The organism is Streptococcus pacificus (assembly GCF_016481305.1).
GTDB lineage: Bacteria > Bacillota > Bacilli > Lactobacillales > Streptococcaceae > Streptococcus > Streptococcus pacificus.
On the sequence record NZ_JAENBO010000006.1, the window covers coordinates 60643 to 83872 of the forward strand.

The window sequence follows — 23230 nt, forward strand, 5'->3', positions numbered from 1 at the left end:
ATACAAAAAGCAGTAAGTCATCTAGCTTACTGCTTTCTTATGTCTTTATTATTGTCTAAGAAGGGATTGATATTATCCTTCGATATATTCCTTCAAGTCCTTGCCGGATAAACCTGCATTAAGCGCTATGAGTAATTTCAGTCTGGCTTTTTGAGCATTTAATTCCTTTACAAACATAACACCAGCTTTGGCTAATTGAATCCCACCACCTTCATAATCATAGATGGCTTCAGCAATACCGTTAAAACAACGAGAAACAAGAACCACAGGAGTGCCACTTGCTATCAGGTTTTCTAGAGCAATCGCAGCCTTAGGTGGCATATTTCCAGCCCCAAAAGCTTCCACCACAACACCATCAATACCATCAGGTTGAAGGAGATTAATCAAATCATCTTCCATTCCAGCGTAGGCTTTAATGATTGGTACGACACCAGAAATATGGTCTAAATCAAAACGGACACGAGGGTCAGCTGTTTTAAAGAATAAGACATCTTCTTTCATTATGATACCTAAGGGGCCATGTATAGGGGTTTGAAAGGTTGAGACATTAGTGGTATGGGTTTTTGTCACGTATTTAGCAGCGTGGATTTCTTCATTCATAACAACTAAAACGCCCTTATCATGGGCTTTGGGGTGGGCGGCAACTCTTAAAGCGCAAAGGTAGTTATAAATGCCATCGCTACCAAGTGCGTTAGAACTTCTCATGGCACCAGTTAAGACAATTGGGATATCTGGAATAGCCATGGTATCCAGGAAATAAGCTGTTTCTTCTAGGGTATCAGTTCCGTGAGTGATAACAACACCATCAAATTGACCAGTGGCTGCCTTAATATGACGATATAGTAAAAGCATGTCTTCTACAGTGATATGAGGACTGGGTATATTTAAAATATCTTTAACAGTGAGATCAATATTAGCCATATTAATCTCAACATTAGCCATAGGATTGTTGTCATCAGTAACAATATGACCTGAACGATCACTATGCATGGCGATAGTTCCACCTGTGTGGAGCACAAGAATTTTTTTCATAAGAATCTCAGCTTTCTAAAAAATATGCTATACTTATTTTAGCATAAAAGTTAATAGAGGAATTTAAATTGGCAATAAAAGCAGTTTGTTTTGATATTGATGGCACACTTTTAAATGACATTAAATCAGTCCAAAAATCGACCCATCAAGCAATAAAAGAAATGAAAAAACAAGGAATTATTGTTGGGCTAGCAACGGGGCGTGGTCCTGGTTTTGTCGACCCTTTTATGGATAATCTGGGGCTTGATTTTGCCATTACTTATAACGGACAATACATTTTTACGAGAGACCGTATTTTATATCAAAATACTTTACCTAAATCAGTCGTTTACAAAGTGATAAAATATGCGTCAGATCAGAAAAAAGAAATCTCCTTAGGGACTGTTTCTGGATTGGTTGGTTCACAAATCATCAATATGGGGACGAGTCGTTTTGGTCAAATTGTCAGTCGTCTCATTCCTAAAGAGATGGCTAAGACTGTCGAAAACAGTTTTAAACACTTGATTCGACGCTTCAAACCTCAAAATAGAGCAAGTTTGTTGACAATGATGAGACAACCAATCTTTCAAGTTGTGTTAGTAGCCAGTCAACAAGAAACTAAAAAAATAGAGCAACACTTTCCTCGACTCACTGTCACAAGAAGTAGCCCATATTCTGCCGACCTTATCTCAAAAGATCAATCAAAATTAAAAGGCATCAAATTAGTAGGCGATTTTTTTGGATTTGATATCTCTGAAGTAATGGCTTTTGGAGATTCTGATAATGACATTTCAATATTATCTGGCGTTGGCGTTGGCGTCGCCATGGGTAATGCCACAGAATCGGTAAAAAAAATAGCCCATTATATTACAGATACCAATAATAATGATGGTATTTCTAAAGCCTTAGACCATTTTGGTCTTGTTCATCTTTATCCTAGTCAAACCTTTAAGAGTAGCGATGAAAACTTCAACAAGGTAAAAGATTTCCATCAATTAATGGATGGTGAGACCAGAAAAGTACCAAAAGCCTATAGTTTAGAGCAAGCAAGTTATCGTTCAGGGTTTAAAATTGAAGAAATTGTAGAATTTCTCTACGCAACCAGCCAAGGAAATAATCAAGATTTTAAAAAGGCAATGGTTGACTTGCATGGAGCGATAGATGAGGCTGCTAAAAAAGTAGCTAGAAAGCCTTTTGAGGGCGAGAGTATTGTTGGGCAGGTTGATGCTTTGACGGATCTGCTTTATTTTACCTATGGTAGCTTTGTTCTCATGGGTGTTGATCCAAAGCCATTTTTTGATACGGTTCATGGCGCAAATATGGGTAAAATTTTCCCAGATGGGAAGGCTCATTTTGATCCTGTCACTCATAAAATTTTAAAACCTGATAATTGGGAAGAACGATTTGCACCAGAACCTGCGATCAAACGTGAACTAGATCGTCAGATTCAAAAGGCTTTAAGAACAAAAATAGAGATTTCTGAATAGAAATCTCTATTTTTCTTATTTTCTAACGATAAGGATATCAACAGGAGCGTGGCGCATAATATACTCAGAAGAAGAGCCGATTAGTAATCGTTCAAAGGCACTCAAACCCGTTGCTCCTAACATGATTAAGTCTACCTTTTCTTTTTCGGGTATCTCAGTTGCTAAAAGTGTTTTTGGATTGCCAAACTCGATGACAGTTTTCACTTTATCAAGCCCTTTTTCTTGAGCCATTTTTTTGTATTTTTCTAAAATACGATTGGCTTCATTTTCTAATTGTTCAAAAACAAAACCATCAAGTGTTGCCACACTTTGAGTGGCACGCGTGTCAATGACATGGGCTAAAATAAGTTCCGCCTTATCATTGATGGCAATTTGTATGCCTTTTTTTAAAGCAATTTCTGCCTGTGGTGAGCCATCGATACCAACTAAAATACTCTTATATTGGTAAGTCATAGTAAACACCTCCTTGTTTCTACCCTTATTATACAACTTTTAGTAAAAAAATAATAATAGTTTGAGAAGAAAGTTGTTGAAAAACTAAAACTGGAAAATCAATTTTTTACGATTGCCATTTTACTTTTTTTATAATTCGTTCTATAATACTTATCACGAGGTAAAAACTATGAGAGAATATGAAAAATCATCTAAACTAGAACATGTTGCTTACGATATTAGAGGTCCTGTTCTTGATGAAGCTAATCGTATGATTGCTGATGGCAAGAAAATTTTGAGACTTAATACAGGAAACCCAGCAGAGTTTGGCTTTACAGCTCCTGATGAGGTTATTCGAGATCTTATTATGAATGCCAGAGACAGTGAAGGCTATTCAAATAGTAAGGGTATTTTTAGCGCAAGAAAAGCCATTATGCAATACTGTCAAACCAAGAATTTTCCAAATATCGACATTGATGATATTTTTATTGGAAATGGTGTTAGCGAATTGATTACCATGTCTATGCAAGGTCTTCTTGATGATGGTGACGAAGTTTTAGTACCGATGCCTGATTACCCTTTGTGGACAGCTGCGGTTAGTTTGTCTGGTGGGCGAGCAGTTCATTATATTTGTGATGAACAATCAGAATGGTATCCTGACATTGATGATATGAAGTCCAAAATTACTTCAAACACAAAAGCTATTGTCCTCATCAATCCAAATAATCCAACAGGAGCTTTATACCCAAAAGATATTTTAGAAGCCATAGTAGAATTAGCTCGTCAACATGAACTAATCATTTTTTCTGATGAAATCTATGACCGTATGGTAATGGATGGTCTTAAACACATTCCGATTGCAAGTCTTGCTCCAGATGTTTTTGTGGTAACAATGAATGGTTTATCAAAATCACACCGCATTGCTGGTTTTAGAGTCGGTTGGATGGTGCTTTCTGGGAGAAAAGATCATGTTAAAGGTTATATAGAAGGTTTAAATATGTTATCAAACATGCGACTCTGTTCAAACGTTCTAGCGCAACAAGTCGTACAAACCTCTCTAGGTGGTTATCAATCAGTCGATGATCTTTTATTACCGGGTGGTCGTATTTTTGAGCAACGTAATTTTATCACAAAAGCAATTAATGATATTCCAGGGCTATCAGCAGTTAAACCTAAAGCAGGTCTTTATATTTTCCCAAAAATTGATCAAAAGCTGTATGACATTTCAGATGATGAAAATTTTGTTTTGGAATTTTTAAAACAAGAAAAAATACTTCTTGTTCATGGACGAGGATTCAACTGGAAAGATGCTGATCATTTTAGAATTGTTTATTTACCAAGAGTGGAAGAATTGGCAGAGTTACAGGAAAAAATGACACGTTTTCTTCATCAATATCGTCGCTAAAATGGTGATTCTCCTATGGAATTTTAGAATAATAAAAAATTTTCTGACAATTGTTTGCAAATAAAATTCCACTTTGATATAATAGTCATGATTATTATAGAAAGAGTGGATTATGACTAATTTACTTACAAAAACAAGAAGAATAACTTCAATTTTGCAGAAGGCTGTTAATCAACTGCAAGAAGAACTACCGTATAATTCAACGGCAGCACAATTAGCAGATATTATTGATTGTAATGCTTGTATTATGGATGTGTCAGGACATATACTAGGCTATGCCATGAAATACAAAACAAATAATGATCGCGTTGAAGAATTTTTTGAAACTCATCAGTTCCCAGACGCTTATCTTGATCCTATTAATCGCATATTTGATACTGAAGCTAATTTATCTGTTAGTAGCTCGCTTAGCATCTATCCGGTCGAATCAAAAGATATTTATCCTGACGGACTCACTACTTTAACACCAATATACGGTGGTGGGATGAGACTTGGAACTCTCATTATTTGGCGAAATGATAAACCATTTGAGGATGATGCCCTCGTTTTAAGTGAGATTGCTTCAACCGTTGTAGGCGTTCAGTTATTGAACCTTCAAAATGAAAATTTGGAAGAAACAGTCAGAAAACAAACGGCAGTCAACATGGCTGTTAATACCTTATCTTATTCAGAAATGAAAGCGATAAAAGCTATTTTAAGTGAATTAGATGGTAATGAGGGACGCTTAACAGCATCTGTCATTGCAGATCGTATAGGAATTACAAGAAGTGTGATTGTCAATGCTCTTCGTAAGCTAGAAAGCGCGGGTATTATTGAGAGTCGTTCTCTTGGTATGAAAGGCACCTATCTTAAAGTGATTAATGATGGGATTTTTCAAAAAATAAAGGACCATAAATAAGATGGCAAAAGCACTGATTTCGATTGATTACACTTATGATTTTGTGGCTGACGATGGGAAGTTAACGGCTGGAAAACCAGCTCAAACCATTGAAGCAAGCATTGCTCAAAAAACACAAGAAGCCTATGACAATGGTGATTACATTTTCTTTACCATTGACTGTCATACAATAGATGATGACTTTCACCCTGAAATGAAATTGTTTCCGCCTCATAATATTAAAGGCACCTCTGGCAGATTTTTATACGGTCAGTTAAGTGATGTTTATGAAGCTATTAAAGATTCAGCCAAGGTTTTTTGGATGGACAAACGTCACTATTCAGCCTTTTCAGGGACAGATCTTGACATTCGTCTTCGTGAAAGAAAAGTCGACACAGTTGTGTTAACAGGTGTGTTAACCGATATTTGTGTTTTACACACAGCCATTGACGCCTATAATTTAGGCTATCAGATTGAAATTCCTAAATCTTGTGTAGCAAGTCTTGATGAAAAAAGTCACGAATGGGCTTTAAATCATTTTGAACACGTTTTAGGAGCTAAAGTGGTTGATTAAATTATTAAACGAAAATAATAAAGTACTTTAATTTAAAAGATTAAGGTGCTTTTTCTTTTTAGTTAAGAGGTTATTGTCTTATCGGAATAAAATAGTGCTGATAAATAAGGAAACAAAAGACGTAGTATTAGAAATTATGGTATAATTTTAACGATAGACTAAATGGAGGACAAGGAAAGAATGAAAATTTCTGAAGAAGAAGTGCGTCATGTTGCTAAATTATCAAAATTAGCCTTTAATGACGAAGAAACAAAAGAATTTGCAACCACACTCTCAAAAATTGTTGATATGGTTGAACTTTTAAATGAAGTAGATACTACCGGAGTTGCCATCACAACAACAATGGCTGATACAGTTAACGTCATGCGTGAAGATGTTGCCATCAAGGGTTGGAATCGAGAGGAACTCTTTAAAAATGTGCCAGAAACCGAAAATGGTTTGATTAAAGTGCCTGCTATTATTGATGAAGGAGGAAATGCTTAATGTCTTTAAATCATAAAACAATAGAAGAATTACATAGCCTTCTTGTTTCAAAAGAAATTTCAGCTCTTGAATTAACAAAAGAAACCCTTAAAGATATCGCACAACGTGAAGAAAAGATTGGTAGTTTCATCACAGTTTCTGAAGAAGAAGCGCTAGAACAAGCAAAAGCTATTGATGAAAGAGGTATTAATCCTCAAAACGTTATGAGCGGGATTCCATTAGCTGTGAAGGATAACATTTCAACAAAAGGTATTCTTACGACAGCAGCGTCTAAAATGCTTCATAACTATACACCTATTTTTGATGCAACTAGTGTTGAAAAACTTTATGCTAATGATATGGTTGTTATCGGTAAAACCAATATGGATGAGTTTGCAATGGGTGGCTCAACTGAAAATTCTTACTTTAAGACCACTAAAAATGCTTGGGATACAACGAAAGTACCTGGCGGTTCCTCTGGTGGATCTGCCACTGCGGTTGCCTCAGGACAAGTGCGTTTATCATTAGGGTCTGATACTGGTGGATCTATTCGTCAACCAGCATCCTTTAATGGGATTGTAGGTATGAAGCCAACTTATGGTCGTGTTTCACGTTTTGGGTTGATTGCTTTTGGTAGTTCTCTTGATCAGATTGGTCCATTTTCACAAACTGTTAAGGAAAATGCACAGCTATTAAATGTTATTTCAGGTTTTGATGACAAGGATTCTACCTCAGCTAAACAGTCTGTTTCTGATTTCACTAGTAAAATCGGTCAAAGTATCAAAGGAATGAAGATTGCTCTGCCAAAAGAATATATGGGAGAAGGGATCAATCCAGCGGTTAAAGACAACATTTTAAAAGCGGCTAAACATTTAGAAAGCCTTGGTGCTATCATTGAAGAAGTTAGCTTGCCACATAGTAAGTATGGTGTAGCTGTTTATTATATCATTGCTTCTTCAGAAGCCTCTTCAAACTTGCAACGTTTTGATGGCATTCGCTACGGTTTTAGAACAGAAAACTACAACAATCTTGAAGATGTTTATATTAATACGAGAAGTGAAGGCTTTGGTGACGAGGTAAAACGTCGTATTATGCTTGGAACCTTTAGCTTGTCTTCTGGTTATTATGATGCTTACTTTAAAAAAGCAGGTCAAGTGAGAACCTTAATTATTAATGATTTTAATAAAGTCTTTTCTGACTATGATTTAATTCTTGGGCCAACAGCTCCTGATGTTGCTTATGGTCTTGGGACACAAAGTCATGATCCTGTTGCCATGTACTTGGCTGATTTATTAACTATTCCAGTAAACCTTGCTGGTCTTCCTGCTATTTCTATTCCTTCAGGTTTTGTTGAAGGCTTACCTGTTGGTTTACAGTTGATTGGTCCAAAATACAGTGAAGAAGTAATTTACCAAGTGGCACAAGCCTTTGAAGCAACAACTGACTACCATAAACAACAACCGATTATTTTTGGAGGTGACAAATAATGAATTTTGAAACAGTTATTGGACTTGAAGTCCATGTGGAATTAAAAACAAATTCAAAAATTTTTTCACCTGCACCAGCTCATTTTGGTGAGGACCCAAATACCAATACTAATATTGTCGATTGGGCCTTTCCAGGTGTTCTTCCGGTAATGAATAAGGGTGTGATTGATTATGGGATTAAAGCAGCTCTTGCGCTGAATATGGATATCCATCAAAGAATGCATTTTGACCGTAAAAATTATTTTTACCCAGATAACCCAAAAGCCTATCAAATTTCTCAATTTGATGAACCAATAGGCTACAATGGCTCTATTGAGATTGAATTAGAAGATGGTAGTAAAAAGACCATTCGTATTGAACGCGCTCACTTGGAAGAAGATGCGGGGAAAAATACTCATGGAAGTGGTGGGTATTCATATGTGGATATCAATCGTCAAGGGGTGCCTTTAATTGAGATCGTCTCAGAAGCTGATATGAGAAGCCCAGAAGAAGCTTATGCTTACTTGACTGCCCTGAAGGAAATTATCCAATATACTGGTATTTCTGATGTTAAAATGGAAGAAGGGTCTATGCGCGTGGACGCTAATATTTCTTTACGTCCTTATGGTCAAGAAGCCTTTGGTACCAAAACTGAGCTTAAGAATTTAAACTCTTTTAACTTTGTGCGTCGTGGCCTTCAATATGAGGTGGAGCGCCAAGCTAAAATCCTTCGTTCAGGTGGTCAAATCCAACAAGAAACACGTCGTTATGATGAAGCAACTGGAGAAACCATTTTGATGCGTGTCAAAGAAGGCTCAAGTGACTATCGTTACTTCCCAGAACCAGATCTTCCAATTTTTGAAATTGAAGACAGCTGGATTGAAGCGGTTCGTTCTACCTTACCAGAATTTCCAAAACAACGTCGCGAAAAATACACCAGCAAATTTGGTTTATCAGCTTATGATGCCATGCAATTAACAGCAACAAAAGCTGTCTCAGACTTTTTTGAAAAAGCCGTTGCTATCGGAGGCGATGCTAAACTAGTTTCCAACTGGCTACAAGGAGAAGTGGCACAATATCTAAATACTGCTAATCAAACGATTAAGGATATTTTATTAACACCAGAAAACCTGGTGGAAATGCTTGGTTTAATTGCTGATGGTACTATTTCTTCTAAAATTGCAAAGAAAGTCTTTGTCCATCTTGCTAAAAATGGTGGTAGTGCGAGAGAGTATGTTGAGTCAGCTGGGCTAGTTCAAATTTCAAATCCTGAACAACTTATCCCAATCATTAAAGACGTTTTTGCTAACAACGAAAAAGCCATTAATGACTATAAAGCAGGTAATAAAAATGCTGCCAAATCATTAATTGGACAATTAATGAAAGCAACAAAAGGGCAAGCTAATCCGCAAGTGGCACAACAATTGTTAAATGAAGAATTAGCTAAACTTTAACGATAAAAAAGATTGAAAACCATATTGGTTTTCAATCTTTTTAAAAACTCAATTTTTTACTTGTGAAACCGTTTTATAATCGATATAATAGTAATAAGATACAGAAAGGATAAAGGAAATGAAAAAATTAAAATTTTTGTTATTGTTACCACTACTCATTATTATTGTGGCTTGTTCGAAAAATCCTCAAGATGAATTTATCACACGTTATAATAATAATCTAAAACAAGAAGAAACAAGTTATGTATTTAGTGTCAAAATTAAGGATGTTAAATTGGCAAATAATAGTACAGAGATGTCTGAGTTGAATGACTTAAAAAACAAAGCATTCATCTTTGATGTTTCTCAATCAACAAAAGATAAAATCTTTTCAATTTCTTCTGACTTATCTGAATTCAAGTCTTCTTTCCCTAGGTTAGATATCGTTGGTACTAATGATGATTTTTACGTTAATGCTGAACTTTGGGGAATGTTTTCTGGTATAGAAAGTGATAAAATCAAAGGTCGTTATATCAATGTCGCTGACTTTAGTGAGGACTATGGTTCTGTTTTTGATGAGGCAGAAGACTCAACAGGTTGGACCGATAGTTTTAAAGAGTTTGATGCTGAAAAATTTAAAGAAGATGGAGATGCGGTTGTCTTAACTATTGAAATGTCTGAATTATTAGATATGGTCAAAGATGTATCAGAGGATGCAACAGCTAGTACCTATCTTAATATGATGAATGCTTACCTTGATGAGAGTAGTTTGGTCACATATCGTTTAGAAAAAGACGGTAGTGCTAATGTGACTATTGATCTTAAAATGGCGCCTGGATTGGATGATGGCATAAAGTCTATCACTATTGAAATGGTTTCTAAAAAAGTTAACTATATTGCACCTAAAGTGCCTAGTAAATCAAAAATCATTAGTCCAGATGAATTACAAATGATATCATCAGAAGTCTATCAAGCAGAGTTAACAGATGAAGAATTTCAAGAACTATATAATCAAGTCAAAGATAATCTCTCTTTTTATTCCAAAGAAGATCTAATGGAAGAATTAGAGTTTTATCGTCAATTTTTAACAGAGGAACAGTATAAAAAACTAGAAGCATTAATTGCAACAGCAGCTTAATAAATAAGCATCACCACGTCATCAGTCTGTGGTGGTGTTTTTGATTGTCTTTAATGGCTAAATATTTGAGAAAAAATAGATTTTTAAAACAATTTAGTGTAAACTTTTTATATAGTAATTTTATGATAATTAAAAAGGATTTTTAAAATGAAAAAGACATTCATTGCAGCAAAACAAGAATCAAAATTTAATTTAGGTTGGCTTCTTGGACCTTTGGTTGGTTTTGTTTTATTAACATTAGCTGAAACCATTAGTTTTATGGTAATTGTACCCTTTTTTATGTACCAAATACCACCTTTAGAAATACAATTGTTCTCCTTTGTTTTTATATCATTGGTCGTTGTCTCATGGGCACGGTGGATTGAAAAAAGTCCCTGGCAAGGACTTGGGTTTACAAAGAAAAAAGCCTTTCGTTCATTTATTTCTGGTTGGGGAATTGGAACAGCTATGATAATGTCCTGTGTCTTTCTAATGTTTATGTTTGGTGGTGTTAGCTTTGTTGGATTTCAATTCTCACCAAACCTTGCTTTCCAATTTTTCATTCTGATGTTTGCTTGGACTATCCAAGGGAGCGGTGAAGAGATTTTGGCCAGGGGCTGGTTGTTTAGTTCAGTATCTGCCAAATACCATGTGTTATTAGGGATACTAGTGTCATCTTTATTTTTTACTGTCTTACATCTTGGGAATGATCATCTATCAGTAATTCCAATCTTAGACCTATTTTTATTTGGTGTCTTAGCAGCCCTATATATGTTAAGAACGAATAATATTTGGGGAATAAGTGGTATTCATGCGGCATGGAATTGTTTTCAAGGTAGTTTCTTTAATTTTAATGTTAGTGGGACAAAAGCCTCTGCTGCTTTTGTTAAGGTTAGCTTGAATGGACCTGACTGGCTTTCTGGTGGAGATTTTGGTATTGAAGGAAGTATTTTTAGCCTACTTGTACAATTAGCTATGATTATTTGGTTGGTTTATGATTTAAAGAAAAATAATCCCTCGCTTTTCATGAGCCACTAAAAGTTAATCCCTTAAGTAGTGCCAATAATAATAGAGTGTTTTTTTACTTAAATTATGTTAAAATGAGAGTACTATATATTTTTGGAGAGAGAAGTGAGTATAGAAGATTATATACCGACCTTTGCGGTCGAAGCTGTCTATGATTTAAGGCCGGATAATTTGAGAGAACAAGGAATTCGTGCTGTTTTAGTTGACTTGGATAACACCTTGATTGCGTGGAATAATCCAGATGGTACTGCTGAACTTCGTGCTTGGTTAGATGAAATGACAATTGCTGACATTCCAGTAGTGGTTGTTTCTAATAATAAGTATGACCGCGTCGAGCGAGCAGTTGATAAATTTGGTGTCGACTTTGTTAGTCGAGCGATGAAACCTTTTGCTAGAGGGATTAATATTGCTATCGAAAGGTACGGTTTTGACCGTGATGAGGTTGTCATGGTAGGTGATCAATTAATGACTGATATTAGAGCTGCCCATAGAGCCGGTATCCGGTCTATCTTGGTGAAACCTCTGGTAACTTCTGATGCTTGGAACACAAAAATTAATCGGATGAGAGAACGTCGCGTGCTTGCTAAAATTGAAAAGAAATATGGCAAAATTGTCTATAAAAAAGGAATATAAGTGAAAGATTTGTACTGTATAGGCTGTGGGGCCAAAATTCAAACCACAGATAAAGAAAAAATAGGGTACACACCCCTATCAACACTGGAAAAAAATCAAGAAACAGGAGATATTTATTGTCAGAGATGTTTTCGGTTAAGACACTATAACGACATTCAAGATGTTCAGCTATCTGATGATGATTTCTTAAAATTGCTTCATGAAGTTGGTGACAGTAATGCCTTAATCGTTAATGTGATTGATATTTTTGATTTTAATGGTTCCGTTATCCCTGGCTTGTCACGATTTGTTGCCAATAATGATATCCTACTGGTTGGTAACAAAAAAGATATTTTACCAAAATCTGTGAAAGACACTAAGGTGACACAGTGGTTAATAAAAAGAGCTCATGAAGAAGGTCTTCGGCCAAAAGATGTGGTTTTAACTAGTGCTCAAAATCGTCAAGCCATCAAAGAATTGATTCAAAAAATTGATGAACTAAGAAAAGGTCGAGATGTCTATGTTGTTGGTGTCACTAATGTTGGTAAGTCAACTTTAATCAATGCGATTATTCAGGAGCTTACGGGCAGTCAAAATGTGATTACTACCTCACGTTTTCCAGGTACTACTTTAGATAAAATAGAAATCCCACTGGAAGATGGGCACTATCTATTTGATACACCGGGGATTATCCATCGTCACCAGATGGCTCATTATCTAGCGGATAAAGATTTAAAATTTGTGAGTCCTAAAAAAGAAATCAAACCAAAAACTTATCAACTTAATCCAAATCAATCTATTTTTATGGCTGGTTTAGCTAGATTTGACTTTATAGAAGGTAATAAACAAGGTTTTACTATTTTTGTTGATAATAATTTACCCTTACATCGAACAAAACTAGAGGGGGCTGATGATTTTTATCAAAAACACCTGGGTCAACTCTTAAGCCCGCCGAATCAAAAACAGTTAGAGACCTTTCCTAAGTTAGTCAAGCATGAGTTTGTCATCACTGAAAAAATGGATTTGGTTTTTTCTGGATTAGGTTGGATTCGAGTGAAAGAAAAAGCAAAAGTTGCTGCCTGGGCACCAGAAGGTGTCTCAGTTGTTTTGCGTCAAGCAATAGTATAAGAGAGGAATTATGGCATTAACTAGTAAACAAAGAGCATTTTTAAAGAGTCAAGCACATGCATTAAAACCCATTATTCAAATTGGGAAAAATGGTCTCAACAACCCGATTAAAACAAGTGTTAGGAATGCTCTAGATGCGCGTGAATTAATCAAAGTGACTCTGCTACAAAATACCGATGAGGATATTCATGAGGTGGCAGAAATATTAGAAGATGAAATCGGTGTAGAGACTGTTTTAAAAATTGGCCGTATCTTGATTTTATATAAAGAATCAACTCGAAAAGAAAATCGAAAGATTTCTGAAAAAGTCAAAGCACTTTAAAATTGTTCGGAGGCATAAATGGCTATTGAACTATTAACACCATTTACAAAAGTAGAATTAGAAGAAGAAACAAAAACTAACAATCGTCCTCAAATTGGTATTTTAGGAGGGAATTTTAATCCCGTTCACAATGCCCATTTAATTGTTGCCGATCAGGTTCGTCAGCAGCTTGGTCTTGATCAAGTCTTTCTAATGCCTGAGTATAAACCCCCACATGTTGATACAAAAGCAACCATTGATGAAAAACATCGTCTTAAAATGCTAGAGTTAGCCATTGAAGGTGTGAAGGGTTTAGCAATTGAAACCATTGAACTTGAAAGAAAAGGCATTAGCTATACTTATGATACGATGGTTGAGCTGATTAAAAGAAATCCAGATGTCGATTATTATTTTATTATTGGTGCTGATATGGTGGATTATCTGCCAAAATGGCATAAAATTGATGAATTGATTCAGATGGTACAGTTTGTTGGTGTCCAACGTCCTAAATATAAATCAGGAACAAGTTACCCTGTCATTTGGGTTGATGTTCCTTTGATGGATATCTCATCAAGTATGATTCGTAGTTTGATAAAAAAAGACAAAGACCCTAATTTTTTATTACCAAAAGCAGTGCTTGAATACATTAAAAAAGAAGGACTATACCATGACTTATAGAAAGTATCTAAACATGAGTCGTGATCAACTCATTAAAAAACTTGAACAGGTGGTGACAAAAGAGCGTTTGATGCACATGATAGGTGTAGAAGAGACCTGTATCCATTTAGCACTTTTAAATGATTATGATACCGAAAAAGCCGGTTTAGCTGGTCTTCTTCATGACTATGCTAAAAACCTTTCAGATGCAGAATTTCTAAGACTCATCAAAGACTATCAACTTGATGAGACACTAAAGCAGTGGAACAATAATATCTGGCATGGTTTTGTCGGCATCTACAAAATTCAAGAAGACCTAGGATTGACAGACAAAGGCATTCTTCAAGCTATTAAGTATCATACGACCGGATCAAGTCAGATGTCCTTGCTTGATAAGATAGTCTATGTCGCTGATTATATCGAACCCAATCGTGATTTTCCAGGCGTTGATGAAGCAAGAAATATTGCAGAAGTATCTCTAGATAAGGCTGTTGCATATGAGACGGCACAAACCATCAGCTATCTTGTTAAAAAACGACTTCCAATTCACCCCCAAACTCTTCAAACTTACAATGCTTATGTCCATCATTTAAACGAAGAATGATTTCTTTGTGACTTGATGTTTCAAACCTAGAAAAAGAGGATTAAACGTGTTAGAAAAAGAATTATTACAAACAATTGTATCAGCAGCTGATGAAAAAAGAGCTGAGGATATCGTGGTATTAAATCTACAAGAATTGACAAGTATGACAGACTACTTTGTCATCATGAGTGCTACAAATAGTCGTCAATTAGAAGCTATCTCAGATAATATCAGAGAAAAAGTAAAACTTTCTGGTCATGACGGTAGTCGTATTGAAGGAGATGCTAAAGCAGGCTGGGTTTTACTTGATTTAAACAGTGTGATTGTGCATATCTTCTCAGATGAAGAACGTGCTCACTATAATTTAGAAAAACTATGGCATGATGCACCAATGATTGCTTTAGAGGATATCCAAGCTTAACTAACCTTGTTCTTAGGAACAGGTTTTTTTCTGATGGGTTCACAAAATGAGAAAGAAAGATGAAAAATAATGACAAATTATGAAACATTTGCGACAATTTATGACAGTGTGATGGATGAGTCGCTTTACCAAAAATGGACAGATTTTAGTCTTCGGCATTTGCCAATCAATAATGATAGAAATAAGCTATTAGAATTAGCTTGTGGAACGGGAATTCAGTCTATTTATTTCTCAGAAGCAGGCTTTGATGTCACCGGCTTAGATTTGAGTGCTGAAATGCTTGCGATAGCTAAAAAACGTAGTCATGCAAAAAATCTTGATATTTCTTTTGTTGAAGGAGATATGCGTGACTTGTCTCAATTACCCAAATTTGACATGGTCACTTGTTATTCTGACTCGATTTGTTATTTAAAAGATGAGGTAGAAGTCGGTGACGTCTTCAAGGAAGTTTATGCTATTTTAGAGTCTGATGGTGCCTTTATTTTCGATGTTCATTCGACTTTTCAAACTGATCAAGTCTTCCCGGGATATAGCTATCATGAAAATGCTGAAGATTTTGCTTTTCTTTGGGATACTTATGCTGATGAGCCCCCTCATTCTGTTGTTCATGAATTGACCTTTTTTGTTAAGGATAAAACTGGTAGTTTCAAACGATTTGATGAAGTTCATGAAGAAAGAACCTATGAGATACTAACCTATGATGTTTTACTAGAGCAGGCTGGTTTTAAAACTATCGAGGTTTATGCTGATTTTGAGGATAAAAAACCAGAAGCTACTTCTAAACGCTGGTTTTTTGTGGCAAGAAAATGACTATCACAGGAATCATTGCTGAATTTAATCCTTTTCACTATGGACATCGCTACTTACTTGAACAACTCTCCGGCTTAAAAATCATTGCTATGTCTGGTAATTTTACACAGCGAGGAGAACCTGCTATTGTTGATAAGTGGCTAAGAGCCCAAATGGCTCTTGAAAATGGTGCTGATATTGTTGTTGAGCTCCCTTTTTTAGTCAGTGTGCAATCCGCTGATTATTTTGCCAAAGGCGCTCTTTCCATTTTAAATCAATTAGGGATTGAAGAGCTAGCATTTGGGACGGAAGAAAACAGTGATTATCACAAGTTACTAGATGATTATCGTAACAAGCAAGAAGAAATGGAACAATTTATCAAGCAACAACCTCACTTGAAATCATATCCAGAAAAGTCTCAAGCAATGTGGCAACAATTATCAGGTATTTCTTTTTCCGGTCAAACCCCTAATCATATTTTGGCACTTTCTTATATCAAGGGACTTGCACCCTATGATATTCAGTTAAAACCGATTAAAAGAATAGGAGCAGGCTTTCATTCTCTCGATAAGACGGCTTCGATTGTCTCAGCGACAGCCATACGTCAACATCTGAAAGACCAAAACTTTTTAAAAAAGGCAACGCCATCATGGGAAACGTTACTAAAAGCTCCAACGGTTTCATGGGATAATTATTTTCAATTCTTAAAATATAATATTTTATCTCATCATGGGTTGACGGAGATTTATCAGGTCAATGAAGAAATGGCTAGTCGGATTAAAACAGCAATAACAAGTGTTGAAAATATAGATGAGTTGATTGCTCAAGTGGCAACGAAACGCTATACTAAAGCGCGCGTGAGAAGACTACTGACCTATATTCTAGTCAATGTAAAAGATAGCCCGCTACCAGAGAAAATACATGTCCTTGGCTTTAGCCAAAAAGGTCAGCGTTATTTATCACAACTCGAGAATAAAGAGAAACTTGTGACGAGAATCGGAAAAGAAGCTTGGGATAAAACCACTCAGAAAGCAGACGCTATTTATCAAATGGGAAATGAAGAAATCCAGCCTCAAACCTATGGCAGAATTCCGATTATGAATAAACCAAAAAGTTAATAAAATTTATGAAAAACTTTTTAGAGAAAAAAATCACAGAGATTTTTATCAATACAAGCTTTTATGATATAATAATAAAGTCGAAAAAATAAAAGGAGAATAAGAATGGGACGTAAATGGGCTAATATTGTTGCCAAAAAAACAGCAAAAGATGGCGCTAATTCAAAAATATATGCTAAATTTGGTGTGGAAATTTATGTTGCAGCTAAGCAAGGTGAGCCAGACCCAGAATCAAATTCAGCACTCAAATTCGTTTTAGAGCGTGCTAAACAAGCGCAAGTACCAAAACATGTTATTGATAAGGCTATCGATAAAGCTAAAGGAAATACCGATGAAACATTCGTTGAGGGACGCTATGAAGGGTTCGGACCAAATGGTTCAATGATTATTGTGGATACTTTGACATCAAATGTTAATCGTACTGCTGCTAATATTAGATCTGCCTTTGGTAAAAATGGTGGCAATATGGGAGCTAGTGGGGCTGTTTCTTACATGTTCGACAAAAAAGGTGTCATTGTTTTTGAAGGCACCGATGCTGAACATATTTTTGAAGTTTTATTGGAAGCTGATGTTGATGTTGAAGATGTTGAAGCAGAAGATGGCAGTATTACTGTTTATACAGCACCTACAGATTTACATAAGGGGATAGAAGCCCTAAAAGCTGAAGGCATTACAGAATTCCAAGTAACTGAACTTGAAATGATTCCTCAATCAGAAGTAACCTTATCTGAAGACGATTTAGAGATAGTTGAAAAATTAATTGATGCATTAGAATCAGATGATGATGTGCAAAAAGTTTACCATAATGTCGAAGGCCTATAATTCACGTTAAAATGATGTTTATCCTTGAAATCAAGGATATTATCTTGCCTATTTATTCTTAATCTGATATAGTAAGAATGAACTATATAGTATGGAGGAAATTATGAATTATACAATACTTTTGATGTTTGCTCTTTTTATGGGGATTACCTTTTTTATGCAACGTCAACAAAAAAAACAAATGCAAAAGCAGTTAGATGAATTAAAAACCTTGTCAAAAGGTGATGAAATTGTTACTATCGGAGGGTTATACGCTCTTGTCGATGAGGTAGATACAGATAACAATAAGGTTGTTCTTGATGTAGAAGGAGTATATCTCACATATGCATTAACATCCATTAAACGCATTGTCTCTAGAGCAAATGAGCAAGGTGCAATCGTTGAAAGTGTTTCTGTTGAAGACGCGAAAGACAACTCTGTTGAATCAGCCATTGAAGAATAAAAAAATAAAAATTTCCTCTTCAAAAGGAAATTTTTATTTTTTCTCAGAGAGAAATGATTAGAAACTGCTATAAAACTTAAAAATATGGTAAAATAGCAATAGTATTTCAATGATTAGGATAAAATAATGTTTGATTTTTTTAAAAATAGTAAACCAAGAGAACTAGAAACCATTCCCAAACATATCGGCATTATTATGGATGGTAATGGCAGATGGGCTAAAAAAAGAATGCAACCACGTGTGTTTGGACACAAGGCTGGTATGGATGCCCTTCAAGATATTACCTTGATGTCATCTAATATTGGTGTTAAGGTATTAACTGTCTATGCTTTTTCAACTGAAAATTGGTCTCGCCCAGAAGATGAAGTCTCATTTATTATGAAATTACCTGTGGACTTTTTTGATAAATATGTTCCAAAATTACATGAGAACAACGTCAAAATTCAAGTCATGGGAGAAAGAGATCGTCTTCCCAAAGAGACTTTAAAAGCTTTAGAGGATGCTTGTCAGCTCACTAAAAACAATACGGGTTTAATTCTTAATTTTGCCCTTAACTATGGTGGTCGGGCAGAACTAACTAAAGCCATGAAAGAAATCTCAGAAAAGGTCAGCCAAGGTATTTTAACGACTGAAGACATAACAGAAAAAGTGATTTCTGACCACTTGATGACTTCTGAATTGCCAGAAATATACCGTAATCCTGACCTCATTATTAGAACCAGTGGCGAGATAAGATTAAGCAATTTTTTACCATGGCAATCCGCTTATAGTGAATTTTATTTCACACCCGTTTTTTGGCCCGATTTTAATCAGGAAGAATTTACTAAGGCACTAGAAGAATACAGTCACCGCCAAAGACGATTTGGAAAAGTGTAAGAAAGGAAAAGTATGCAAAAAAGAATTATTTTTGGAGTAATAGCATTACTTATTTTTATGCCATTATTATTTCTAGGAGGAATCACCTTCCAGTTATTTATTGGATTATTATCAATGCTTGGTGTTTCTGAACTTCTTAGAATGAAAAGGTTAGAAGTTTTCTCATTTGAAGGTGTACTAGCAATGCTAGGTGCTTTTGTATTGACTGTTCCTATTGGTAACTATCTCAGTTTTTTACCAGTTGATGCCAATTTTTCATTGTTTAGCATCATTACTTTCATTTTGCTTGCTGGCATTGTTTTAAATTATCCTGCTTATACTTTTGATGATGCAGTATTTCCAATAGCTTCTAGTTTATACGTTGGGATTGGTTTTCAAAACCTTATCATTGCTCAACAATCAGGTTTTAATAAAGTATTGCTTGCCTTGTTAATTGTTTGGGCAACTGATATTGGTGCCTATTTCATTGGTATGCGTTATGGGCAAAGAAAATTATTGCCCTCAGTTTCGCCGAACAAAACCATAGAAGGTAGTCTAGGGGGAATTGTGTTTGCCCTTATTGTTGGTGGTGTATTTATGGCATTTGATGCTTCTTTATATGCTCCCTATTCTTTCTTAGTAATGATTTTATTGGTTGCTTTATTTAGTATAGCTGGACAATTTGGTGATTTGATAGAAAGTGCCATTAAACGTCATTTTGGTGTCAAAGATTCTGGTAAATTCATTCCAGGCCATGGTGGTGTTCTTGATCGATTTGATAGTATGTTGCTTGTATTGCCTTTAATGCATTTTTTAGGCCTATTTTAAAATGGAGAAAATAAAATGACTGGTATTTTAACATTTATTTTTATTTTTGGTGTCATTGTCGTCATCCACGAATATGGTCATCTCTACTTTGCCAAAAAATCAGGCATTCTAGTAAGAGAATTTTCTATTGGTATGGGACCAAAAATTTTTGCCCACCGTGGTAAAGATGGGACCACTTATACTATTCGTCTCTTGCCTCTTGGCGGCTATGTTCGTATGGCAGGTTGGGGAGATGATAAAACAGACATCAAAACTGGAACTTTAGCGAGTTTAGAATTCAACGACTCCTCAGAAGTCTCACGAATTAACCTCTCAAATCGTTCTGTCTCATCTACGAGTCTTCCTATGAATATCGTGTCTTATGATTTAGAAGATAAGTTGGAAGTCACTGGATTAGTTCTTGAAGAAACAAAGACGTTTAAGGTTAATCACAATGCAACCATCATTGAAGAGGATGGCACAGAAGTGTTAATCGCACCAAAGGATGTCCAATACCAAAATGCTAGTATTCTAGGACGGATGATGACTAATTTCGCTGGTCCAATGAATAATTTTATTCTTGGGATTGTTGTTTTTGTCCTTTTAGCCTTTGTACAAGGTGGTGTACCAGATGAAACGACTAATCGTGTACAAGTGATGCCTAATGGACCGCTAGCTCAGACAGGAATTGTTGAAAATAGTCAAATTTTATCTATTGAAGGAAAAACAATTTCCAATTGGCAAGAGTTAACACAAGGTGTCGATGAAGCTACAAAAGATTTAAAAGACGGTGAAGCCATTAGCTTGGTTGTCAAGGGTGAAGACGGAGAAAAAACAGTTTCTGTTGTGCCAGAAAAACAAAACAACACTTACTATATTGGTGTAACAAGAAGTTTAAAGACCAGTTTTACCGATAAGTTATTTGGTGGTTTTCAAATGGCTTATACATCAGCCTTTGCTATTTTAAATGGACTTAAGAACCTTATTTTCCATCCTGATATTAACAAACTAGGTGGACCTGTTGCCATTTATCAATTAAGCAATCAAGCAGCAGCTTCAGGATTTTCTGATGTCCTCTATTTAATGGCCATGTTATCAATGAATCTTGGTATCCTAAACCTAGTGCCAATTCCTGCCTTAGATGGTGGTAAAATAGTGATGAATATTATTGAAGCTATTAGAAGAAAGCCTCTCAAACAAGAGACAGAAATGTATATCACTCTAGCAGGGGTTGTATTTATGGTGATTCTAATGATTTCAGTTACCTGGAATGATATCCTAAGAACATTCTTTTAATCTAAAAACATACGGAGATAAATAATGAAACAAAGTAAAATGTTAATCCCAACTCTCAGGGAAATGCCAAGTGATGCTCAAGTTATCAGTCACGCCTTGATGCTTAGAGCTGGTTATGTGCGACAAGTATCGTCAGGAATCTATTCTTATTTACCACTGGCTAATCGTTTAATTGAAAAATTAAAAAACATCATGCGTGAAGAGTTTGAAAAAATTGGTGCAGTCGAAATGTTGGCACCAGCCTTACTAACTGCTGATTTATGGAAGGAATCAGGACGTTTTGAAACCTATGGTCCGGATTTATACCAACTTAAGAATAGAGAACAATCAGAGTTTATCTTAGGTCCTACTCACGAAGAAACCTTTACTGCCTTAATTCGCGATTCTATAAAATCATATAAACAATTACCGTTGAACGTCTATCAAATTCAATCTAAATATAGAGACGAAAAACGTCCAAGAAATGGCTTATTACGCACACGTGAATTTATCATGAAAGATGGGTATAGTTTTCATGCTGATTATGATAGTTTAGATGCCACTTATGATGATTATAAAAAAGCTTATGAAAGAATTTTTAACCGTATCGAATTAGATTTTAAAGGCATTATTGGTGATGGTGGTGCTATGGGTGGCAAAGATAGTCAAGAATTTATGGCTATCACACCAGATAGAACTGATCTTGAGAGATGGTTAATTTTAGATAAAACAATCGCAAAGATTGATGACATCCCAGAGGATGTTTTGGAAGCTATTAAAAAAGAATTGACTTCTTGGTTGATTTCAGGAGAAGATACTATTGCTTATTCAACAGAATCAGGTTATGCTGCCAATCTTGAAATGGCAAGCAGTCAATTTAAACCAACCTCAAAAGTAATTTCGATGCAAGAACTTGAAAAAGTTGAAACACCAAACAGTAAAACAATTGAAGAAGTCGCTTCCTTCTTTGAGGTAGACGCTAAAGAAACGATTAAATCACTTCTTTATTTAGCAGATAATGAACCTATTATTGTTCTTGTGTCTGGTGACGATCAAGTAAATGACGTTAAGTTAAAGAACTATTTAGGTGCTAATTTCTTGGAGCCTGCTTCAGAAAGTGATAGCAAAGACTTATTAAATGTTTCTTTTGGGTCATTAGGACCTGTTGGATTACCAAATGAGATTAAAATCATTGCTGATCTCAAGATCCAAAATAGTAAAAATGCTATTGCAGGTGCAAATGAAGACGGCTACCATTTAAAAAATGTTAATCCTGGTAGAGATTTCACTGCTGAATATACTGATTTAAGAGAAGTGAAAGAAGGGGAGATTTCGCCAGATGGTTTGGGTACTCTAAAGTTTGCTAGAGGGATCGAAATTGGACACATTTTTAAACTTGGGACAAGATATTCTGAAAGTATGAAGGCAACTATTCTTAATGAGCAAGGTAGTAGCCAGCCAATTATCATGGGTTCTTACGGTATAGGTGTGAGCCGAATTTTATCAGCCGTTATGGAACAACATGCTCGAATTTTTGTAACAAAAACACCGAAAGGGGATTATCGTTATTATTGGGGAGTTAATTTTCCGAAAGAATTGGCACCATACGATATTCACCTCATTACTGTCAATGTTAAAGATGATATCGCAGTAGAATTAACAAACAAAATTGAAGATCTACTAATTTCTGCCAAATATAGTGTGTTAACAGATGACCGCAATGAAAGGGCTGGCTCAAAATTCTCGGATAGTGATTTAATTGGACTTCCAATTAGAATTACTGTAGGAAAGAAAGCTGCTGATGGTGTTATAGAAGTTAAAATAAAATCGAGTGGTGATACTATAGAAGTTAGTGAATCAAACTTATTAGAAACCCTTGAGATATTGACAGATATGAATAAAGCTTAATTTTTAAAAACCCCGCCAGTATTACTAGTGGGGTTTTTAAGACCATTGTTTTTGACTACTCAGCTATTACTGTTGGTCGGGCAGAAATAAAAATATAATTTTTAAGAAAAAGTTATTGACAAATTAAAGCTGAGGTGCTAGAATATAATAGTTGTCTCGAAAGAGGCTTGACCTTTGAAAACTGAACAAGACAAGAAACCAAACGTGCAGGGTTATGAAAGT

At 35.5% G+C, this 23230-nt stretch carries 25 protein-coding genes; 23 read left to right on the plus strand and 2 right to left on the minus strand.

What is annotated here, in order from left to right; genetic code table 11:
- Positions 1-72: 72 nt before the first annotated feature.
- Positions 73-1032: an asparaginase gene (locus JHK62_RS06995; RefSeq protein ID WP_199576053.1), complete on the minus strand. Its 960-nt coding sequence runs from the start codon at positions 1030-1032 to the stop codon at positions 73-75.
- Between the two features lie 68 nt (positions 1033-1100).
- Between JHK62_RS06995 and JHK62_RS07000 the strand changes: the two genes are divergently transcribed.
- Positions 1101-2498, plus strand: a complete 1398-nt coding sequence (locus JHK62_RS07000; protein WP_199576054.1) for a Cof-type HAD-IIB family hydrolase — start codon at positions 1101-1103, stop codon at positions 2496-2498.
- Between the two features lie 15 nt (positions 2499-2513).
- On the opposite strand, the gene JHK62_RS07005 is transcribed toward JHK62_RS07000, so the two are convergent.
- A complete protein-coding gene (locus JHK62_RS07005) occupies positions 2514-2951 on the minus strand; it encodes a universal stress protein (RefSeq protein WP_199576055.1) in 438 nt (145 codons plus the stop codon).
- Positions 2952-3120: 169 nt separating this feature from the next.
- Between JHK62_RS07005 and JHK62_RS07010 the strand changes: the two genes are divergently transcribed.
- The 22 genes from JHK62_RS07010 (at position 3121) to JHK62_RS07115 (ending at position 23008) form a co-directional block, all read left to right on the plus strand.
- Positions 3121-4335: a pyridoxal phosphate-dependent aminotransferase gene (locus tag JHK62_RS07010; protein WP_199576056.1), complete on the plus strand. Its 1215-nt coding sequence runs from the start codon at positions 3121-3123 to the stop codon at positions 4333-4335.
- Between the two features lie 112 nt (positions 4336-4447).
- Positions 4448-5233 carry a GTP-sensing pleiotropic transcriptional regulator CodY gene (codY, locus tag JHK62_RS07015; protein WP_199576057.1) on the plus strand — a complete coding sequence of 262 codons (786 nt, stop codon included), beginning with the start codon at positions 4448-4450 and terminating at the stop codon, positions 5231-5233.
- Position 5234: 1 nt separating this feature from the next.
- Complete coding sequence (locus tag JHK62_RS07020; RefSeq protein WP_199576058.1) at positions 5235-5786, plus strand: cysteine hydrolase family protein; 552 nt, start codon at positions 5235-5237, stop codon at positions 5784-5786.
- A gap of 180 nt (positions 5787-5966) precedes the next feature.
- On the plus strand, positions 5967-6269 hold the full coding sequence (gene gatC / locus JHK62_RS07025) for an Asp-tRNA(Asn)/Glu-tRNA(Gln) amidotransferase subunit GatC (RefSeq protein ID WP_199576059.1): 303 nt from the start codon (positions 5967-5969) through the stop codon (positions 6267-6269).
- On the plus strand, positions 6269-7735 hold the full coding sequence (gatA, locus tag JHK62_RS07030; protein ID WP_199576060.1) for an Asp-tRNA(Asn)/Glu-tRNA(Gln) amidotransferase subunit GatA: 1467 nt from the start codon (positions 6269-6271) through the stop codon (positions 7733-7735). Before gatC ends, gatA begins: the two co-directional genes overlap by 1 nt.
- Positions 7735-9168: an Asp-tRNA(Asn)/Glu-tRNA(Gln) amidotransferase subunit GatB gene (gatB, locus tag JHK62_RS07035; RefSeq protein ID WP_199576061.1), complete on the plus strand. Its 1434-nt coding sequence runs from the start codon at positions 7735-7737 to the stop codon at positions 9166-9168. The genes gatA and gatB overlap by 1 nt, the downstream gene beginning before the upstream one ends.
- A gap of 118 nt (positions 9169-9286) precedes the next feature.
- Complete coding sequence (locus JHK62_RS07040; protein ID WP_199576062.1) at positions 9287-10285, plus strand: hypothetical protein; 999 nt, start codon at positions 9287-9289, stop codon at positions 10283-10285.
- Positions 10286-10432: 147 nt separating this feature from the next.
- Entirely contained in the window at positions 10433-11302 is an 870-nt protein-coding gene (locus JHK62_RS07045; RefSeq protein WP_199576063.1) for a CPBP family intramembrane glutamic endopeptidase, read from the plus strand.
- 93 nt (positions 11303-11395) lie between these two features.
- The gene (locus JHK62_RS07050; protein WP_343044356.1) at positions 11396-11923 is read left to right on the plus strand and encodes a YqeG family HAD IIIA-type phosphatase; all 528 of its coding nucleotides are present in this window, start codon (positions 11396-11398) and stop codon (positions 11921-11923) included.
- Entirely contained in the window at positions 11924-13030 is a 1107-nt protein-coding gene (yqeH, locus tag JHK62_RS07055; protein WP_199576065.1) for a ribosome biogenesis GTPase YqeH, read from the plus strand. It begins immediately after the preceding gene.
- 10 nt (positions 13031-13040) lie between these two features.
- Positions 13041-13352 carry a ribosome assembly RNA-binding protein YhbY gene (gene yhbY / locus JHK62_RS07060; RefSeq protein ID WP_199576066.1) on the plus strand — a complete coding sequence of 104 codons (312 nt, stop codon included), beginning with the start codon at positions 13041-13043 and terminating at the stop codon, positions 13350-13352.
- A gap of 18 nt (positions 13353-13370) precedes the next feature.
- On the plus strand, positions 13371-14009 hold the full coding sequence (locus tag JHK62_RS07065) for a nicotinate-nucleotide adenylyltransferase (protein ID WP_199576067.1): 639 nt from the start codon (positions 13371-13373) through the stop codon (positions 14007-14009).
- Positions 13999-14592: a bis(5'-nucleosyl)-tetraphosphatase (symmetrical) YqeK gene (gene yqeK / locus JHK62_RS07070; RefSeq protein ID WP_199576068.1), complete on the plus strand. Its 594-nt coding sequence runs from the start codon at positions 13999-14001 to the stop codon at positions 14590-14592. The genes JHK62_RS07065 and yqeK overlap by 11 nt, the downstream gene beginning before the upstream one ends.
- Before the next feature lie 46 nt (positions 14593-14638).
- Complete coding sequence (gene rsfS, locus JHK62_RS07075; RefSeq protein WP_199576069.1) at positions 14639-14992, plus strand: ribosome silencing factor; 354 nt, start codon at positions 14639-14641, stop codon at positions 14990-14992.
- Between the two features lie 69 nt (positions 14993-15061).
- Positions 15062-15802: a class I SAM-dependent DNA methyltransferase gene (locus tag JHK62_RS07080; RefSeq protein ID WP_199576070.1), complete on the plus strand. Its 741-nt coding sequence runs from the start codon at positions 15062-15064 to the stop codon at positions 15800-15802.
- Positions 15799-16899, plus strand: a complete 1101-nt coding sequence (locus JHK62_RS07085; RefSeq protein ID WP_199576071.1) for a nucleotidyltransferase — start codon at positions 15799-15801, stop codon at positions 16897-16899. Before JHK62_RS07080 ends, JHK62_RS07085 begins: the two co-directional genes overlap by 4 nt.
- A 105-nt stretch (positions 16900-17004) precedes the next feature.
- The gene (locus tag JHK62_RS07090) at positions 17005-17721 is read left to right on the plus strand and encodes a YebC/PmpR family DNA-binding transcriptional regulator (RefSeq protein ID WP_199576072.1); all 717 of its coding nucleotides are present in this window, start codon (positions 17005-17007) and stop codon (positions 17719-17721) included.
- 103 nt (positions 17722-17824) lie between these two features.
- On the plus strand, positions 17825-18163 hold the full coding sequence (gene yajC, locus JHK62_RS07095) for a preprotein translocase subunit YajC (protein ID WP_199576073.1): 339 nt from the start codon (positions 17825-17827) through the stop codon (positions 18161-18163).
- Positions 18164-18289: 126 nt separating this feature from the next.
- Positions 18290-19039, plus strand: a complete 750-nt coding sequence (uppS, locus tag JHK62_RS07100) for an undecaprenyl pyrophosphate synthase (RefSeq protein ID WP_199576074.1) — start codon at positions 18290-18292, stop codon at positions 19037-19039.
- Between the two features lie 12 nt (positions 19040-19051).
- Positions 19052-19846, plus strand: a complete 795-nt coding sequence (locus JHK62_RS07105; protein ID WP_199576075.1) for a phosphatidate cytidylyltransferase — start codon at positions 19052-19054, stop codon at positions 19844-19846.
- 15 nt (positions 19847-19861) lie between these two features.
- Entirely contained in the window at positions 19862-21121 is a 1260-nt protein-coding gene (rseP, locus tag JHK62_RS07110; protein ID WP_199576076.1) for an RIP metalloprotease RseP, read from the plus strand.
- 24 nt (positions 21122-21145) lie between these two features.
- Positions 21146-23008 carry a proline--tRNA ligase gene (locus tag JHK62_RS07115; RefSeq protein ID WP_199576077.1) on the plus strand — a complete coding sequence of 621 codons (1863 nt, stop codon included), beginning with the start codon at positions 21146-21148 and terminating at the stop codon, positions 23006-23008.
- The last annotated feature ends 222 nt before the right edge of the window (positions 23009-23230 follow it).

Excerpts from the sequence above, each read along its gene's own strand:
- JHK62_RS06995 (WP_199576053.1), bottom strand. The coding sequence starts at position 1,032 with ATGAAAAAAATTCTTGTGCTCCACACAGGTGGAACTATCGCCATGCAT.
- JHK62_RS07005 (WP_199576055.1), bottom strand. The coding sequence starts at position 2,951 with ATGACTTACCAATATAAGAGTATTTTAGTTGGTATCGATGGCTCACCA.
- JHK62_RS07010 (WP_199576056.1), top strand. The coding sequence starts at position 3,121 with ATGAGAGAATATGAAAAATCATCTAAACTAGAACATGTTGCTTACGAT.
- codY (WP_199576057.1), top strand. The coding sequence starts at position 4,448 with ATGACTAATTTACTTACAAAAACAAGAAGAATAACTTCAATTTTGCAG.
- JHK62_RS07020 (WP_199576058.1), top strand. The coding sequence starts at position 5,235 with ATGGCAAAAGCACTGATTTCGATTGATTACACTTATGATTTTGTGGCT.
- gatC (WP_199576059.1), top strand. The coding sequence starts at position 5,967 with ATGAAAATTTCTGAAGAAGAAGTGCGTCATGTTGCTAAATTATCAAAA.
- gatA (WP_199576060.1), top strand. The coding sequence starts at position 6,269 with ATGTCTTTAAATCATAAAACAATAGAAGAATTACATAGCCTTCTTGTT.
- gatB (WP_199576061.1), top strand. The coding sequence starts at position 7,735 with ATGAATTTTGAAACAGTTATTGGACTTGAAGTCCATGTGGAATTAAAA.
- JHK62_RS07040 (WP_199576062.1), top strand. The coding sequence starts at position 9,287 with ATGAAAAAATTAAAATTTTTGTTATTGTTACCACTACTCATTATTATT.
- JHK62_RS07045 (WP_199576063.1), top strand. The coding sequence starts at position 10,433 with ATGAAAAAGACATTCATTGCAGCAAAACAAGAATCAAAATTTAATTTA.
- yhbY (WP_199576066.1), top strand. The coding sequence starts at position 13,041 with ATGGCATTAACTAGTAAACAAAGAGCATTTTTAAAGAGTCAAGCACAT.
- JHK62_RS07065 (WP_199576067.1), top strand. The coding sequence starts at position 13,371 with ATGGCTATTGAACTATTAACACCATTTACAAAAGTAGAATTAGAAGAA.
- yqeK (WP_199576068.1), top strand. The coding sequence starts at position 13,999 with ATGACTTATAGAAAGTATCTAAACATGAGTCGTGATCAACTCATTAAA.
- JHK62_RS07080 (WP_199576070.1), top strand. The coding sequence starts at position 15,062 with ATGACAAATTATGAAACATTTGCGACAATTTATGACAGTGTGATGGAT.
- JHK62_RS07085 (WP_199576071.1), top strand. The coding sequence starts at position 15,799 with ATGACTATCACAGGAATCATTGCTGAATTTAATCCTTTTCACTATGGA.
- JHK62_RS07090 (WP_199576072.1), top strand. The coding sequence starts at position 17,005 with ATGGGACGTAAATGGGCTAATATTGTTGCCAAAAAAACAGCAAAAGAT.
- yajC (WP_199576073.1), top strand. The coding sequence starts at position 17,825 with ATGAATTATACAATACTTTTGATGTTTGCTCTTTTTATGGGGATTACC.
- uppS (WP_199576074.1), top strand. The coding sequence starts at position 18,290 with ATGTTTGATTTTTTTAAAAATAGTAAACCAAGAGAACTAGAAACCATT.
- JHK62_RS07105 (WP_199576075.1), top strand. The coding sequence starts at position 19,052 with ATGCAAAAAAGAATTATTTTTGGAGTAATAGCATTACTTATTTTTATG.
- rseP (WP_199576076.1), top strand. The coding sequence starts at position 19,862 with ATGACTGGTATTTTAACATTTATTTTTATTTTTGGTGTCATTGTCGTC.
- JHK62_RS07115 (WP_199576077.1), top strand. The coding sequence starts at position 21,146 with ATGAAACAAAGTAAAATGTTAATCCCAACTCTCAGGGAAATGCCAAGT.